Origin of the sequence: Streptomyces sp. NPDC126503, assembly GCF_040302405.1 — a bacterium.
Taxonomy (GTDB): domain Bacteria; phylum Actinomycetota; class Actinomycetes; order Streptomycetales; family Streptomycetaceae; genus Streptomyces; species Streptomyces gulbargensis.
Map to the genome: position 1 here is coordinate 173,275 of NZ_JBEORS010000011.1, position 14,471 is coordinate 187,745.

The window sequence follows — 14,471 nt, forward strand, 5'->3', positions numbered from 1 at the left end:
ACACTGTGAGCAGCGAGCTTCTGGCCCCGCTCGACCTGGCCTTCTGGCATCTGGAATCCCCCGCCCACCCGCTCCACCTCGGCGCCCTCGCCCACTTCGGGCCCCCGCCCGAGCCGACCGCCGCCGACCCCGGGCCCCCGGACCTCCTCTCCCTCCTCGCCCGCCGCGCCGCCGCCGTCCCCCGCCTGCGGACCCGCGTCCAGGACGTCCTCCTCCCCGTCGGCGGCGCCGCCTGGGCACCCGACCCCGACTTCGACGTGCGCCGCCACGTCCACGAGATCGCCCTGCCCGGCGACGACTTCCGCGCCGAGGCCACCCGGCTCGCCGCCACACTCATGGAACGCCCGGTCGCCCGTGGACTGCCGCCCTGGGAGATGTACCTGCTCAGCGGCGCCTCCGACGGCTCCTTCGCCGTGCTCGTCAAACTGCACCACGCGCTCGCCGACGGCATGCGGGCCGTGGCCATCGGCGCCGGCATCTTCGACGAGATCGCCGGCGGCCGCCGCGCCGCCCCGGGAGGCCACCCCCGGCCCGTACCGCACCGCTCCTGGCTTCCCGGCCCCGGCCGTCTCCTCGGCCTGGCCCGCGACCGGCTCGGCGACCTCGGCCGGGCGGTCGAGGTCGGCGCCTCCGTCGTCCGCGCCGGCCGGCTCGACGCCCGGGCCACCGCCGCCCTCGCCGCCGAGTCCAGCGGCACCCGCCGCATCGCCACCGCCACCCTGCCCCTGGACCGGATCCACCGGATCCGCCGCACCTCGGGCGGCACGGCCAACGACGTCCTGCTCGCCCTCGTCGCCGGAGCCCTCCGCCGCTGGATCGACGGCCGCGGCCTGCCGCTGCCCGGCGCCGACCCGCGCGCCCTGGTCCCCGTCTCGCGCCGCCGCCCCGGCGTCACCGCGGGTCCCGGCAACAGCCTCTCCGGCTACCTCGTCGACCTGCCCGTCACCGAGCCCGACCCGGCCGTCCGGCTGGCCGCCGTCCGCCGGGCCATGGACCGCAACAAGGCGGCGGGACCGCACCGGGGCGCGGGTGCCGTGGCCCTCCTCGCCGACCGGCTCCACCCCCTCGCCCACCGCTTCGGCGCACCCCTCGCCTCCGGCGCCGCCCGGCTCCTCTTCGACCTCCTCGTCACCCAGGTCCCGCTGCCCCGCTCCGCGCTCTCCCTGGGCGGTGCCCCGCTCCGCGCCCTCTTCCCCATGGCGCCGCTCGCCCGGGGCCAGTCCCTCGCCGTCGCCATGTCCCCCTACGGCGGCCACGTCCACGTCGGCCTCGTCGCCGACGGCGTGGCCGTCCCCGACCCCGACGCACTCGCCGCGGCCCTCACCGCCGAACTGGACCTCCTCGACCCGCCGGAACGAACCCCGGAACGAACCCCGGCCCGCACTCCCGGAGAAGCGGTCCCCGACACGCCCTGACGGCCCGCCCGGACAACGCCGGGAAGCGTTCCGGCGCCCGGTGCGGCAAGGTGGAGCCATGCCCGAACTCCCCGAGGTGGAAGCACTGCGGGACTTCCTCGACACCCACCTGGTCGGCAAGGAGATCGTCCGAGTCCTGCCCGTCGCGATCAGCGTCCTCAAGACGTACGACCCGCCCCCGAGCGCGGCCGAGGGCACCGAGGTCACGGCGGTCGGCCGGCACGGCAAGTTCCTCGACCTCACCCTCGCCGGTGACCCCGGCGGCGAACTGCACCTGCTGATCCATCTGGCCCGGGCGGGATGGCTCCGCTGGCAGGACCCGCTGCCCTCCGGGCCGCCCCGCCCCGGCAAGGGCCCCCTCGCCCTGCGCACCGCGCTCGCCGGCGGCGACGGCTTCGACCTCACCGAGGCCGGCACCACCAAACGCCTCGCCGTCCACCTCGTGCGCGACCCCCGCGAGGTGCCCGGCGTCGCCCGCCTCGGCCCCGACCCGCTCGCGGAGGACTTCGGGCCGGAGGAGTTCGCCGCGCTCCTCGCCGGCGAACGCCGCCAGATCAAGGGCGCCCTGCGCGACCAGAGCCTCATCGCGGGCATCGGCAACGCCTACAGCGACGAGATCCTCCACGCCGCGCGGACCTCCCCGTTCAAACCGACCCAGAACCTCACGCCCGAGGAGATGACCACCCTCTACACCGCCCTGCGCACCACCCTCACCGAGGCCGTCGAACGCTCGCGCGGCCTCGCCGCCGGCAGGCTCAAGGCCGAGAAGAAGAGCGGCCTGCGGGTCCACGGCCGCACCGGACAGCCCTGCCCGGTCTGCGGCGACACCGTCCGCGAGGTCTCCTTCAGCGACTCCTCCCTCCAGTACTGCCCCACCTGCCAGACCGGCGGAAAGATCCTCGCCGACCGGCGCTTGTCGAAACTGCTCAAATAGCGCCACCCGCCGCTCGAACAGCACCCGTACCGCTCGAAGAGGGCGCCGAACCGCTCGCCTAGACTCCCGCGCATGCTGCGCGTACTGGCCGTCGACGACGAGGAACCCGCCCTCGGGGAGTTGCTCTACCTGCTGCGCGCCGACCCGCGCGTCCGCACCGCGGAGGGCGCGGGCGACGCCACCGCGGCGCTCCGCCGGATCGGACGCGCCCTGGAGGCCGGCCCCGGTGGCGAGGACGCCGTCGACGTCGTCTTCCTCGACATCCACATGCCCGGCCTCACCGGCCTGGACGTCGCCCGGCTCCTCGCCGGCTTCGCCCGCCCCCCGCTCGTCGTCTTCGTCACCGCCCACGAGGGCTTCGCCCTCCAGGCCTTCGACCTCAAGGCCGTCGACTACGTCCTCAAGCCCGTGCGCCGCGAACGCCTCGCCGAGGCCGTCCGCCGCGTCCACGAACTGGTACACGCGGCCGGCGCGCCCGCCGCCCCGCCCGCCCCGGAGCAGATCCCGGTGGAACTCGGCGGCGTCACCCGGTTCGTCGCGGTCGACGACATCGCCTACGTCGAGGCCCACGGCGACTACGCCCGCCTCCACACCGACCAGGGCAGCCACCTCGTCCGCATCCCGCTCTCCACCCTGGAGGAGCGCTGGGCGCCCCGCGGCTTCGTCCGCATCCACCGCAGCCACCTCGTCGCCCTCGCCCGCGTCGAGGAACTGCGGCTCGACGGCGGTGCCACGACGGTACGGATCGGCGGTACCGACCTCGCCGTCAGCCGCCGCCACGCCCGTCAGCTGCGGGACCTGCTCCTGCGCCGGGCCGGCGCCTGAGCGGTACCGCCGTACCCGAGGGCCCGCCCCGGGCCGTGCCCCGTACACCTACCGCCACCGCGGCACGCTGCGTAGACTCCACGCGACGTCAGGGCCGAGCCGCCCGACGTCCCCCGCCGGAAGTCGCCGAGAGATGCCGGAGCGGACCGTGTCCGAGCACCACCCGCCGCGCAGACCCCGGCGCGAGACCGTCACCTACGCCTCCGCGCACGCCGGCCGAACCGTGCCCCGGTCCGCCGCCCGCCGCCCGGTCCACCCGCCGGCCCGCTCCGAGATCGACGAGCAGACCACCCTCGGCCACACCTACGTCCGCGCCCTGATGCGCAGTCAGCTCCGTGCCGCGCTCACCGCCCTCGGGGCCCTCGCCCTGCTCGTCGGCACCCTGCCGCTGCTGCTCGCGCTGCCCGCGCCCGAGGCCGTGGTCTGGGGTGTGCTCGGCGTCGGCGTGTACCCGGTCGTGTGGGCCGTCGCCCACTGGTACGTCCGCCGGGCCGAGGCCAACGAACGGGACTTCACCGGCCTCGTCGAACGGTGAACCGCCCCGGATGAACCCGAACCACGCCTACGCGGTCGTCGCCGTGACCGCCGTCGTCCTCGCCACCGTCCTCATCGGCGCCCTCGGGCTGCGGATCTCGCGCACCACCTCCGACTTCTACGTCGCCTCCCGCACCGTCCGGCCCGGCCTCAACGCCGCCGCCATCAGCGGCGAGTACCTCTCCGCCGCCTCCTTCCTCGGCATCGCGGGCCTCGTCCTCGTGCAGGGCCCCGCCATGCTCTGGTACCCGGTCGGCTACACCGCCGGCTACCTCGTCCTGCTGGTGCTGGTCGCCGCCCCGCTCCGGCGGTCCGGCGCGTACACCCTCTCCGACTTCGCCGAGGCGCGCCTGGAGTCACCGGCCGCCCGCCGCCTCGCCAGCCTCTTCGTCGTCGGCATCGGCTGGCTCTACCTGCTGCCGCAGCTCCAGGGCGCCGGCCTCACCCTGGAGATCCTCACCGGCGCCCCCGACTGGGCGGGCGGGCTGATCGTCGCGCTCGTCGTCACCGGCACCGTCGCCGCGGGCGGCATGCGCAGCATCACCTTCGTCCAGGCCTTCCAGTACTGGCTGAAGCTCACCGCCCTGCTGGTCCCCGCCGTCTTCCTCGTCGCCGCCTGGTACGGGGACGGCGCGCCGCGCGCCCGCTTCGACGCCCCCGCCGTGCTGCGCGAGAGCACGGTCGTGCGGCTCGCCGACACCGTACGGCTCCGCGTCGACGCGCCGCTCACGGTCACCGTGACCGGCAGCGTGGACTCCGTCCGCCACGACCACCGCACCGTCACGCTCGCTCCCGGCACCCACCACGTCCTCGCCGGCACCGAACTCGCCCTCGCCCCCGGCACCCGCGTCCCCGAACGGGCCGCCGGTCCTTCTCCGGACGCGGTCGGCCGGGACGCCCCGCTCGCCTCGCCCGGCTGGTCCCACCCGCTCGCGGGCGGGCGCGACGGCCATCAGCTGTACGCCACGTACGGACTGATCCTCGCCACCTTCCTCGGCACCATGGGACTGCCCCACGTCGCCGTCCGCTTCTACACCAGTCCCCACGGCCGGGCCGCCCGCCGCACCACCCTCGTCGTCCTCGGGCTCGTGGGCGCCTTCTATCTGCTGCCACCGCTCTACGGCGCCCTCGGCCGGGTGTACGCGCCCGAACTCGCCCTCACCGGCTCGGCCGACGCAGCCGTGCTCGTCCTGCCCGACCGGCTCCTCGGCGGTCTCCTCGGGGACCTGCTCGGCGCGCTCCTCGCCGGCGGGGCCTTCGCCGCCTTCCTCTCCACCGCCTCCGGCCTCACCCTGTCCGTCGCCGGTGTCCTCACCCAGGACGTGCTGCCCTCCCGGGGCGTACGGCACTTCCGCCTCGCCACCCTGCTCGCCACCGCCGTCCCGCTGGGCGTGGGGGTCGTCGCCTCGAAGGTGCCGGTCGCCGACGCCGTCGGCCTCGCCTTCGCCGTCTCCGCCTCCTCCTTCTGCCCGCTCCTCGTCCTCGGCATCTGGTGGCGCCGCCTCACCCCGCCGGGTGCCATGGCGGGGCTGGTCCTCGGCGGAGGGTCCGCCCTCGCCGCCGTCATGGCGACCCGGGCCGGGCTCGCCCCCGCCGGCTGGCCGCACACCCTCATGGCCTGGCCGGCCGTCTGGTCCGTGCCGCTCGGCTTCCTCGGCATGGTCCTCGTCTCGCTCGCCACCCCGCGCCGCGTCCCGGCCGGCACCCCGGCGCTCCTGGCCCGCCTCCACCTGCCGGAGGAGTTCACCGCGCCCGGCCCCGAGGCGGTGCGCCGGTGAGCGGCACCGCCGCGGCCGCCGCGGCCGCCGCCGGCGCCGTACTCGTCGCCGCCGGATACGTCCTCGGCCGTCTCACCGCGCGGCGCGGGCACGCCGCCGCGGACCTCGACCTCGGCACGCCGGTGGAACGGGCCACCTTCCACACCCTCCACACCGCCTCCCTCGCCGCCCCGCCCCTGCGCGCCGGCCTCACCGGCGAGACCGCGGGCCGTGCCGCCCGGACCCTGCGCTCCCTGCTCGGCACCGAGGCCCTCTGCCTCACCGATCGCGGCGCCGTCCTCGCCTGGGACGGCCCGGGAGAGAGCCACCACCGGGAACGCGTCCGGGCCCTGGTCGCCGAGACCCTGGAGACCGGCCGCAGCAGCTCCGCCCGGGCGGACTGCGCCGACCCGGCCTGCCCGCTGCGCTGGGCCGTCGTCGCCCCGCTCACCGCCGAGGACGGTGTCCTCGGCGCGCTCGTCGCCTACGGCTCGCGCGAGTCGGCCGTCCTGGTGCGGGCCGCGACCGAGGTCGCCCGCTGGGTCTCCGTACAGCTGGAGCTGTCCGAGCTCGACCGCTCCCGCACCCGGATCGTGGAGGCCGAGATCAGGGCGCTGCGGGCCCAGATCTCGCCGCACTTCATCTTCAACTCCCTCGCCGCCATCGCCTCCTTCGTCCGCACCGACCCGGAGCGCGCCCGCGAACTCCTCCTGGAGTTCGCCGACTTCACCCGCTACTCCTTCCGGCGGCACGGCGAGTTCGCCCAGCTCGCCGACGAACTGCGCTCCATCGAGCAGTACCTGGCGCTCGCCGGAGCACGTTTCGGAGACCGGCTGAAGGTGACCCTCCAGATCGCTCCCGAGGTGCTGCCGGTGACCCTGCCGTTCCTGTGCCTCCAGCCCCTGGTGGAGAACGCGGTCAAGCACGGCCTCCAGGACCGGGAGCGCGGCTGCCGGGTGACCATCGCCGCCCGGGACGCGGGCGCCGAGGCGGTGGTGACGGTCGAGGACGACGGCGTGGGCATGGACCCCGGGCTGCTGCGCGCCGTGCTGCGGGGGGAGCACCCGGCCGGTTCCGGCATCGGACTCTCCAACGTCGACGAGCGGCTGCGCCAGGTGTACGGGCAGGAGCACGGCCTGGTCATCGAGACGGGGCTCGGCGCGGGCATGAAGGTGACGGTACGCATCCCCAAGTACCGCCCCGGGGTGCATCCTTCGGCGCCCTGATCCGGCGCGCGGCGGCTCGTCCCCGGCTTCCCGGTCCGCCGGTCTCGCGGGGCCCCGAGAGGCCCTCCGGCCACGTGCCGTTCAGCGCAGGCGCAGCGCGAGGTGGGCGAGCGGCAGGCCCAGCTCCCAGGCGGGCAGCCACACCTGCACCGACTCGTCCACGCGGCAGCCCGGGCCGGTCGTCGCGAGGCCTTCGAGATCGGCGGCGCGCAACCAGGTCCCGGTCAGCGTCCGCCAGGTGCCCCGCGCCAGGTCCAGGTCGGGGTCGTCCTCGCCTCCGGCGGCGAGACGGCCGGCGATCCGCTCCTCCACCCAGGCCGCCCAGGCGCGGGCGTGGGCGGTGCGCCGCAGCCACTCCTCGGCGCGTCCGGCGGTCCGGCCGCGCGCTCCGGGGCCGGGTGCGTCCGGCGGGAGCGAGAGGTGGACGGTGAGGGCGAGGGTCTGGCGCCCCGCCCGGAACTCCAGGGAGCCGGGCGGGGCGAGGCCGGCGGCGCGCAGCAGTTCGTCGGCCTGGCAGTCCGCGCACAGCCAGGCCATCGGGACGGCGAGACCGCCGCCCGTACCGCCGGTGCCGTTCGTTCTCTCGGGCGGCAACGCTCCCACCTTCTCCCGGACGTCGCGGGACCCGGACTCGGGGTCCCGGGGGAGAGCTTCCTCCGGGAAGGGCGTCCGGGGGTCCCGCTTTGCTCAACTCGCCCGTGTGGTTTCGGATACGTTCTCCGGCCGGATCGGTGCCGTTGGGAATGCGGGGGCCGCTGGGACGCGAGGGGAGAGTGGCGGGAGGGGCTCAGCCGAGGAGCGCGTACACCGCCGTGGCGTGGGCGGCGGCTTCGTCCGAGCCCTCCGCCGTCATGACGATGTCGGCGAAGGCCATCCGGCGGCCCGCTTTGGTCAGGCGGGCCCGGACGAGGACGTCCGTGCCGGTCACCGCCCGCTGGAAGGTGATCGACTGCTGCACGGTCGTCATGGGGACGAAACCGCCGCGGGCCGCCGACACCGCGATCACGGTCGCGGTGTCGGCCGCGGCCATCAGGGCCTGACCGCAGAGGCCCCCGCCCTCCCGGGCGAGCCGTGGGGACCACGGCAGGCGGAGGACGGCCTCGTGGCCGTCGACGGAGGCGACCGAGAGCCCCAGGTCGAGCACCCAGGGGGCGAAGTTGTCGGCGAGGATCTTGTCCGCGGCGGCGAGTGTCAGCGTCACGGCGTCATTGTGGGGCTCCGGCGCGCGCCCGGGCAACGCCCGCGCGGCGCGGCCGGTAGCCGGGCAGGGAACGGCCCAGCTGGCGCAGCGCGTAGTGGGAGCGCGATTTGACGGTCCCGGCGGGGATGCCGAGGTCGACGGCGGCCTCGTTGACGGTCAGCCCGCGGAAGTAGAGCCGCACCAGGACCGCGCGGTGTTCGGGGCTCAGTTCCCGTACGGCGGCCCGCACGTCGAGCGCCGCCTCGGCCGACGCGGTGGGGTCGGCGGGATCGGGCGTCACGGCGAGGACGCCGTCGCCGATCTCGGCCGGACGGGCGAGGCGCGAGCGGCGGGCGTCGATGGCGAGCCGGCGCGCCACGGTGAACAGCCAGGGCCGGATCGAGGCGTACGGCCCGTCGAAGGCCTCCGGGTGCAGCCAGGCCCTGACCAGCGTCTCCTGGACGAGGTCCTCGGCCCGCTGACGGTCGCCGTAGGTCAGGCCGAGCAGGAAGGAGAGCAGCGCCGGACCGTGGTCCCGCTGCAGTTCCTCCAGGGTCCGCTCGTCCGTGGTCGCTCTCGTCGCCGTCGTCATGCTGCCCGCCTTTCCCCGGTGCGTCGTCGTTCCGGGCCGTATCCGAACGCATTCCGGCGGCGAGGGACAGAGGACGGACACGGATGTGCGACGAACGGTCGCACCGAGCGGCGAGTGGTACGGCGAAGGGACGAACGGCGACGATACGTCCGTTTTAGCGGGTTTAATGACTTTATGCGGCTTTGACCCTTGACTGGGGCTTTCCCGAGAGATCAATTCATCAGAACAGATGTTCATCCTCGGAATCGGGCGGAGCCCCAGATGACCTCACGCACCAGACCCAGGGCGGTGGCCCTCGCCGCCGTCCTCCTCGCCGCGGCGGCGACCGGCTGCGGGGGAGGGGGGGCCGTGAACGGCGCGGCCCCCACCCCGGAAGGCGCCCCGAGCGGCCGTTCCGCCGGGCCCGCGCCCTCCGCCGCCCCCGGCGGAGCCTCCGCACCCGCGGGCTTCACCCTCATCGCCTCCGGCGACGTCCTCCCGCACGACTCGATCATCCGCCGCGCCGCCCAGGACGCGGGCGGCGACGGCTACGACTTCACGCCCATGTTCTCCGGGGTGCGGCCCGTCGTCTCCGCGGCCGACCTGGCCATCTGTCACATGGAGACCGTCTACGGCGAGCCCGGCGGCCCCTACACCGGCTACCCGTCCTTCAAGTCGCCGCCGGAGATCGCCGCCGCCCTCCGGACCACCGGCTACGACTCCTGCTCCACCGCCTCCAACCACACCCTCGACGACGGCGCCGCCGGGCTGCGCCGCACCCTCGACGCCCTCGACCGCGCCGGGGTGCGCCACGCGGGCTCCGCCCGGACCGCGGAGGAGGCCGCCCGGCCGACGCTGCTCACGGCGGGCGGCGCCACGGTGGCGCAGCTCGCCTACACCTACGACACCAACGGCCGCCCGCTGCCCGAAGGACAGCCCTGGGCGGTCAATCTGATCGACGAGGCGAAGGTGATCGCGGACGCCCGCGCCGCCCGCGCGGCCGGCGCCGACGTGGTCGTGGTCAGCCTCCACTGGGGCACCGAGTGGCAGACCGAGCCGGACGAGCGCCAGCTCTCCCTCGCCCGCACCCTCACCGCCTCGCGGACCGGCGCACGCCCCGACATCGACCTGATCATCGGCACGCACGCCCATGTGCCGCAGGCGTACGAGAAGGTCAACGGCACCTGGGTCGTCTACGGCATGGGCGACCAGATCGCCGGCGACATGATCAACCACGTGGGCGCCTACGACCCGCGCGGCAACCAGGGCACCCTCGGCCGGTTCACCTTCGCCCCGCCCGCCCGGCCGGGCGGACGCTGGGAGGTCACCAAGGCGGAGTTCGTGCCGCAGTGGTACGACACCGGCCGCGGCCGGGTCGTCAACCTCGGCGCCTCCGACGGAAGCGACCCCCGGCACGCCGGCATCCGGGACATCATCCGCCAGGTGGTCCTCGCCCGTGGGGCCGGCCAGGACGGCCTGGTCATGGGCAGGTGACCCCGCCCGTGGGCGAGCGGTCCGCCCACCACCGCCCGGGTGTCGGCCGGGCGGGTGCATTCGGAGCGGGGGCCGGTGTCGCTCGGCCGCCCCGTCCCTCGCCCGTACGAACCATTGGTCATGAAAAAGGATCAGATGCCCACAGGGCGCCGGGCGGTGCTGCGCCTCGCCGCCGCCCTCGGGGCCACCGCCACGGTCGGCGTCCTCACCGCGGACCGCTTCGCCCCCGCCCCCTCCGGCCGCGGCCCCGCCACGGCCCCCGCCCCCACCGGAGCACCCGGCGGAGGCGGGGGAGCGGCGGGCCCGGCCGCCGGGCCCCGCGCCGGGGCCGCGCGGCCGCTCGCCTCCGCGTACCGGCTCCAGCCCATGACCGCCTACGCGCCGCCGGCCTTCCACCGGGCCGTCCCGCCCGTGCGGCGGCGCCCCTTCCTCAGCCTGGAGGGGGTGGGCCGCTCCATGGTGCTGACCTTCGACGACGGACCCGACCCCCGTCACACCCCCGCCATCCTCGCCACCCTGCGCCGCCACGACTGCCGCGCCATGTTCTTCGTCTGCGGGGAGATGGCCGCCGCGCACCCGGACCTGCTGCGCCGGATCGCCGAGGACGGGCACGTCGTCGGCAACCACTCCTGGTCCCACCCCCTCGTCCCCAAGCTGCGCCCCTCCCGCATCCGCGCGGAACTCGGCTCCACCAGCGACCTCGTCGAACAGGTCCTGGGCACCGCCCCGCTCTGGTACCGCGCCCCGTACGGCGCCTGGAACCGCCACTCCTTCGAGATCGGCGCCGAGCTCGGCATGGAACCGCTCGCCTGGACCCTCGACACCCTGGACTGGAAGGAACCGGGCACCGGCACCATCGTCCGCCGGGTCCTCGACGGCGCCGCCCCCGGCGTCGTCGTCCTCTCCCACGACGCGGGAGGCGACCGTTCCCAGAGCGTCTCCGCGCTCCGCCGCTACCTCCCGGCGCTCCTCGACGCGGGATACGGCATCACCCTGCCGCGGCGCTGAGACCGCACCGGTACGCGACAGGGCCCCGGCGCCACGACGGCACCGGGGCCCTGTCGTACGCGCGGCTCAGCGGGAGTCGACCATCCGGGCGTACACGACGACGTTCCCGTCGTACCCGTGGGCACGGGTGTAGCCGCCGCCGCAGGTGATCACCCGCAGCTCGGGCTGTCCGGTGTCCGCGTAGACCTGCACCCCCGGGAAGTCGTCCTTGCTGTAGACCTCGACCCCGTAGATCTCGAAGACGGCCACCCGCCCGTCGTAGCGGTCGACCTCGATGCGCTGCCCCTTCTCCAGGGACCCCAGACCGTAGAAGACCGCCGGGCCCCGGGCGTTGTCGACATGGCCGACGACGACCGCAGTGCCGCGCTGACCGGGCGCGATCCCGTTCTGGTACCAGCCGGCCAGGTTGGCGTCCTCCGGCGGCGGGGCGGCCACCCAGCCGTCCGGGTCGAGGCCCACGTCCATGATGGGCGCGGCCACCCGGATCGCCGGGATCCGGATGCGCGAGGCGGGCGCGAAGGGCAGCGGTTGCAGGGTGGACGTTCCCTCCGCCTGCGGCGGGGCCACCGGGCGGGCCGCGGCGGCGGGCTGCGGCGGCCCGGAGTCGACGTCCACCCCGTTGCGCATCATCGCGAGCCCGGACAGCATGGCGAGGGCCAGGACGCCCCAGGGTTGGCGTCTCCGGCGCTCGGCGACGCGGAAGTCCTTCGGGGGCATGGTTCTCCCTTCGTGGCGTCGTCAGAACGGTAAGGGGGACACCGGGAACCGGCGCTCCGAACGGTGCGAACGGGTGGGCCCGCCCGCCGGACGGGTGGCGCGCGCACCCCGCGCCCGAGGACCGGACCGGCCGGCCGCCGAGCCGGGCGGCCACCGGTTCCGGCCAGGGGTGTGCGCACCACGGGTGACGGGGCGCTGACCCATCCGAGTATTCGTCCGACAATCGGCCCGACCTGCTGTGACCTGCGGTTCCGTCCCTCGCGCAGGCCGTTTTCCCGGCGTGTCGCCTCACTGGGGTGGCGGAGTGCCGAAGTGCAGGAAATGCCCCAAGTTGTGATGGTTCGTCATGGAAGGCGTACTCGTCGAATCTCCCGGAGCACCGCTTTGGGGCGTCTTCCACTGGAGGTTCAACCATGCGTGCTGCACGCACTCTGGCGGTGGCCGCCACCGCGTTCGCGGCGGTCGGGCTCGCGGCCCCCCTCGCCGCCGCCACCAACGGGCCGAGCAACGTCCAAGTCAACCCGTACGACGTCCACGCGGGTTCGACGATCACGATCACCGCCAAGGGCTGCGGCCACGGCGGCAAGGTGACGTCCAACGCGTTCCCGGAGACCAACCTGTCGGTGAACTCCAACGGGCTCTCCAGCGCCATCGCCCGCGTCTACAACAACGCCACCCCGGGCAACTACAACCTGGCCGTCAAGTGCAGCGACAACTCCCGCGTGGTCACGCACCCCTTCCGCGTCCTCGCGGGCCGGGGCGCCCTGGGCGGCATCGGCGGATCGCTCGCCCCCAGCTCCACCGAGATGGCCGTCGGCGGCAGCCTGGTCGCCGCCGCCGCGCTCGGCGGCGGCGTCTTCATCGCCCGCCGCCGCATGTCCGGCGCGGGAGCCTGACCGGCCGAACCTCCCGGTCGGCCCGCCGTGCCCGCCGCCCCCGGATCCTGGTGACAGGACCCGGGGGCGGCGGGCTGCCGTCCGGCCCCGCCCGGCGATCGCACGGTCAGTGCCGCCGGGCCTCGGCCGAGCGGCGGCGGACGACGTAGACCGTGCCGGTGGCGGCGGCGAGCACCAGGGCGGCGCCGCCCGCGAGCAGTGCGGGACTCACTCCGTCGTCCACGGAACCGCCCAGGCCGCCCTGGACACCGCGCGGCGGCGTCAGGACGGTCGAGGCGGCCGTGGGAGTGGCCGGCGAGGTCCCGCTGATGGTGAGGGCGACGGTCTCCTGGACGCCGCCCGTGCAGTTGAACGACACCGTGTAGACCGCGCCGCGCTTGGCGTCCCGGTCCACGGTGGCGGTCACCGCCGCCCCCGGTGCGATGACGACGCTGTCGAAGACGGCGGCCGAGGCCGTCGCCGTACTGGCGCAGCCGGGGGCGCTCAGGGTCACCCGGCCGCCGGGGGCGACGAGCGAGGGGGAGACGATGACATCGCCCGGTGCCCGGGCGCCGGCCGCCCGTGGCTGGGGGGCGGGCGCACCGTCCGCCGCGAGGGCGGAGGTGGCGGGGGCGGCCAGGGCGAGGGCGGCCGCCCCCACCAGGGCAGTGGACGCGGCACGTATCGCGCGCATGGTGGTTCCTCCGGGTCCCGAGGGGCAGCCGCGGCGGGATGTCCGCGAGTGGCCTGCGTGCACCTCGATGCCCGAAACGCTAGGAGCGCACTACCACACCCGCGAGCCCAGACGGGCGAATGGGGCATTCCTGTCCCCCGCCCGGCCCCGCGCCGGGGGCCCGGTTCACCGTGTGACCTGCGGGAACAGATCGGTGAACGGCGTGGCGGTGGCGGAGATCCCCCGGCCGAACGGCGCGTCGAAGTCCCAGATGAGGAACAGCAGGAAGGCGATCAGCGCGCTGAACAGGCCGGCGAGCAGCAGTTCCCGTCCGGTGCGCCGGATCTGCAACGTGAAGATCAGGCCCACCGTCACCAAGGCGCCGATGATCAGACCGAACCAGACCACCCCCGGCATCGTCGCCCCGGCACTGTCGCCCCGGGCGCCCCGGGCGTCGTCGACCACCGACACCTGGTCCACCAGCGGCTGGTAGGCCTGGCCCTCGAAGTCGTCGGCCGGCCGGTAGTCGGTGACACTGCGGCGCACCCGCTCCAGGAGCGCGGTGCCCTCCTCGCTGAGCTCGCCGTGGTCGGACATGTGCGCCCACTCCTCGTCGACGACGAAGGAGACGTACGCGTCGACATCGGCGCGGATCCGGTCCCGTACGGCCTGCGGGTACACCTCGGCGCGCGCCGAGATCTCGTGCAGCGCCTGCGCCTCCTGCCGCACGGTCTCCTGGGCGGCACTGCGCGCCTCCCAGACGCCGGCGATGGCGAGACCGAGGACGATCGCGTAGATCACGCCGATCATCATCGTCATGTACTCGATGACGTCGGGGGTCTCGCTGGGGTCGTCGTCCTCCGGGATCCGGCGGTTGTTGATGACGACGATGGTGAGGACGACGGCGCAGGCCGCGGCCATCGCCAGGGTGAGAACGAGCCATTCGGACATGGGCAACTCCGGTACGGGGGAAAGGGGCCGGGCTCACCGGGACCGCGGACGCAGGATCGCGGTCGCGAGCACGGCGGGGGCGATGATCATCAACGTCGTGGTGACGACGGAGTTACCCCCGGCGGGCCGGGGACGGGCGGTACGGCGGTAATGGGGCAGCGCGACGGGGCCCGCGGCCGGCGGGCGCGGCCGGGCGGAGGGCGCCGGAGCGGGGCACCGGTGCGGCGGCGGCCGGAGGTCCGGCTGGACACCACCATGGCCTTCACCGACTTCAGCGAACGGCTCGCACCCTTCCCGGCGGCCGAGTCCAA

General features: G+C 75.2%; 15 protein-coding genes. 9 read left to right on the top strand and 6 right to left on the bottom strand.

Annotation, left to right across the window (positions count from 1 at the left end; all coding sequences use genetic code 11):
- Window positions 1–5 precede the first annotated feature (5 nt).
- The 6 genes from ABTY40_RS17260 (at window position 6) to ABTY40_RS17285 (ending at window position 6,691) form a co-directional block, all read left to right on the top strand.
- Window positions 6–1,415: a wax ester/triacylglycerol synthase family O-acyltransferase gene (locus ABTY40_RS17260; protein WP_352060270.1), complete on the top strand. Its 1,410-nt coding sequence runs from the start codon at window positions 6–8 to the stop codon at window positions 1,413–1,415.
- Between the two features lie 58 nt (window positions 1,416–1,473).
- Window positions 1,474–2,349, top strand: a complete 876-nt coding sequence (locus tag ABTY40_RS17265; protein WP_352060271.1) for an Fpg/Nei family DNA glycosylase — start codon at window positions 1,474–1,476, stop codon at window positions 2,347–2,349.
- 72 nt (window positions 2,350–2,421) lie between these two features.
- Window positions 2,422–3,174 (top strand): LytR/AlgR family response regulator transcription factor, encoded by a 753-nt coding sequence (locus ABTY40_RS17270; protein WP_352060272.1) that lies wholly within the window; start codon window positions 2,422–2,424, stop codon window positions 3,172–3,174.
- Window positions 3,175–3,307: 133 nt separating this feature from the next.
- Complete coding sequence (locus ABTY40_RS17275) at window positions 3,308–3,709, top strand: hypothetical protein (protein WP_352060273.1); 402 nt, start codon at window positions 3,308–3,310, stop codon at window positions 3,707–3,709.
- Between the two features lie 10 nt (window positions 3,710–3,719).
- Window positions 3,720–5,486 carry a sodium/solute symporter gene (locus ABTY40_RS17280; RefSeq protein WP_352060274.1) on the top strand — a complete coding sequence of 589 codons (1,767 nt, stop codon included), beginning with the start codon at window positions 3,720–3,722 and terminating at the stop codon, window positions 5,484–5,486.
- A complete protein-coding gene (locus ABTY40_RS17285) occupies window positions 5,483–6,691 on the top strand; it encodes a histidine kinase (protein WP_352060275.1) in 1,209 nt (402 codons plus the stop codon). The genes ABTY40_RS17280 and ABTY40_RS17285 overlap by 4 nt, the downstream gene beginning before the upstream one ends.
- A gap of 81 nt (window positions 6,692–6,772) precedes the next feature.
- On the opposite strand, the gene ABTY40_RS17290 is transcribed toward ABTY40_RS17285, so the two are convergent.
- The 3 genes from ABTY40_RS17290 to ABTY40_RS17300 form a co-directional block, all read right to left on the bottom strand.
- The gene (locus ABTY40_RS17290; RefSeq protein ID WP_352060276.1) at window positions 6,773–7,285 is read right to left on the bottom strand and encodes a hypothetical protein; all 513 of its coding nucleotides are present in this window, start codon (window positions 7,283–7,285) and stop codon (window positions 6,773–6,775) included.
- Window positions 7,286–7,478: 193 nt separating this feature from the next.
- Window positions 7,479–7,892 carry a PaaI family thioesterase gene (locus ABTY40_RS17295; RefSeq protein ID WP_352060277.1) on the bottom strand — a complete coding sequence of 138 codons (414 nt, stop codon included), beginning with the start codon at window positions 7,890–7,892 and terminating at the stop codon, window positions 7,479–7,481.
- Window positions 7,893–7,896: 4 nt separating this feature from the next.
- Complete coding sequence (locus ABTY40_RS17300; RefSeq protein WP_352060278.1) at window positions 7,897–8,463, bottom strand: sigma-70 family RNA polymerase sigma factor; 567 nt, start codon at window positions 8,461–8,463, stop codon at window positions 7,897–7,899.
- Window positions 8,464–8,724: 261 nt separating this feature from the next.
- Between ABTY40_RS17300 and ABTY40_RS17305 the strand changes: the two genes are divergently transcribed.
- Both ABTY40_RS17305 and ABTY40_RS17310 read left to right on the top strand, forming a co-directional pair.
- Window positions 8,725–9,936 (top strand): CapA family protein, encoded by a 1,212-nt coding sequence (locus ABTY40_RS17305; RefSeq protein ID WP_352060279.1) that lies wholly within the window; start codon window positions 8,725–8,727, stop codon window positions 9,934–9,936.
- Window positions 9,937–10,056: 120 nt separating this feature from the next.
- Window positions 10,057–10,944: a polysaccharide deacetylase family protein gene (locus ABTY40_RS17310; RefSeq protein ID WP_502990604.1), complete on the top strand. Its 888-nt coding sequence runs from the start codon at window positions 10,057–10,059 to the stop codon at window positions 10,942–10,944.
- 66 nt (window positions 10,945–11,010) lie between these two features.
- Here the strand turns inward: ABTY40_RS17310 and ABTY40_RS17315 are convergent, their stop codons facing one another.
- A complete protein-coding gene (locus ABTY40_RS17315; protein ID WP_352060281.1) occupies window positions 11,011–11,661 on the bottom strand; it encodes a class F sortase in 651 nt (216 codons plus the stop codon).
- 413 nt (window positions 11,662–12,074) lie between these two features.
- Between ABTY40_RS17315 and ABTY40_RS17320 the strand changes: the two genes are divergently transcribed.
- Window positions 12,075–12,557 (top strand): hypothetical protein, encoded by a 483-nt coding sequence (locus tag ABTY40_RS17320; RefSeq protein WP_352060282.1) that lies wholly within the window; start codon window positions 12,075–12,077, stop codon window positions 12,555–12,557.
- A 106-nt stretch (window positions 12,558–12,663) separates the two neighbouring features.
- Here the strand turns inward: ABTY40_RS17320 and ABTY40_RS17325 are convergent, their stop codons facing one another.
- Window positions 12,664–13,230, bottom strand: a complete 567-nt coding sequence (locus ABTY40_RS17325) for a hypothetical protein (RefSeq protein ID WP_352060283.1) — start codon at window positions 13,228–13,230, stop codon at window positions 12,664–12,666.
- A gap of 165 nt (window positions 13,231–13,395) precedes the next feature.
- Window positions 13,396–14,160, bottom strand: coding sequence for a bestrophin-like domain (locus ABTY40_RS17330; protein ID WP_352060284.1), 765 nt, complete (start codon window positions 14,158–14,160; stop codon window positions 13,396–13,398).
- Window positions 14,161–14,471 lie beyond the last annotated feature (311 nt).

Coding starts and splice junctions, on each gene's coding strand:
- ABTY40_RS17300 (WP_352060278.1), bottom strand. CDS start 8,463: ATGACGACGGCGACGAGAGCGACCACGGACGAGCGGACCCTGGAGGAA.
- ABTY40_RS17330 (WP_352060284.1), bottom strand. CDS start 14,160: ATGTCCGAATGGCTCGTTCTCACCCTGGCGATGGCCGCGGCCTGCGCC.
- ABTY40_RS17305 (WP_352060279.1), top strand. CDS start 8,725: ATGACCTCACGCACCAGACCCAGGGCGGTGGCCCTCGCCGCCGTCCTC.
- ABTY40_RS17310 (WP_502990604.1), top strand. CDS start 10,057: ATGAAAAAGGATCAGATGCCCACAGGGCGCCGGGCGGTGCTGCGCCTC.
- ABTY40_RS17325 (WP_352060283.1), bottom strand. CDS start 13,230: ATGCGCGCGATACGTGCCGCGTCCACTGCCCTGGTGGGGGCGGCCGCC.
- ABTY40_RS17265 (WP_352060271.1), top strand. CDS start 1,474: ATGCCCGAACTCCCCGAGGTGGAAGCACTGCGGGACTTCCTCGACACC.
- ABTY40_RS17315 (WP_352060281.1), bottom strand. CDS start 11,661: ATGCCCCCGAAGGACTTCCGCGTCGCCGAGCGCCGGAGACGCCAACCC.
- ABTY40_RS17320 (WP_352060282.1), top strand. CDS start 12,075: ATGCGTGCTGCACGCACTCTGGCGGTGGCCGCCACCGCGTTCGCGGCG.
- ABTY40_RS17275 (WP_352060273.1), top strand. CDS start 3,308: ATGCCGGAGCGGACCGTGTCCGAGCACCACCCGCCGCGCAGACCCCGG.
- ABTY40_RS17280 (WP_352060274.1), top strand. CDS start 3,720: ATGAACCCGAACCACGCCTACGCGGTCGTCGCCGTGACCGCCGTCGTC.
- ABTY40_RS17270 (WP_352060272.1), top strand. CDS start 2,422: ATGCTGCGCGTACTGGCCGTCGACGACGAGGAACCCGCCCTCGGGGAG.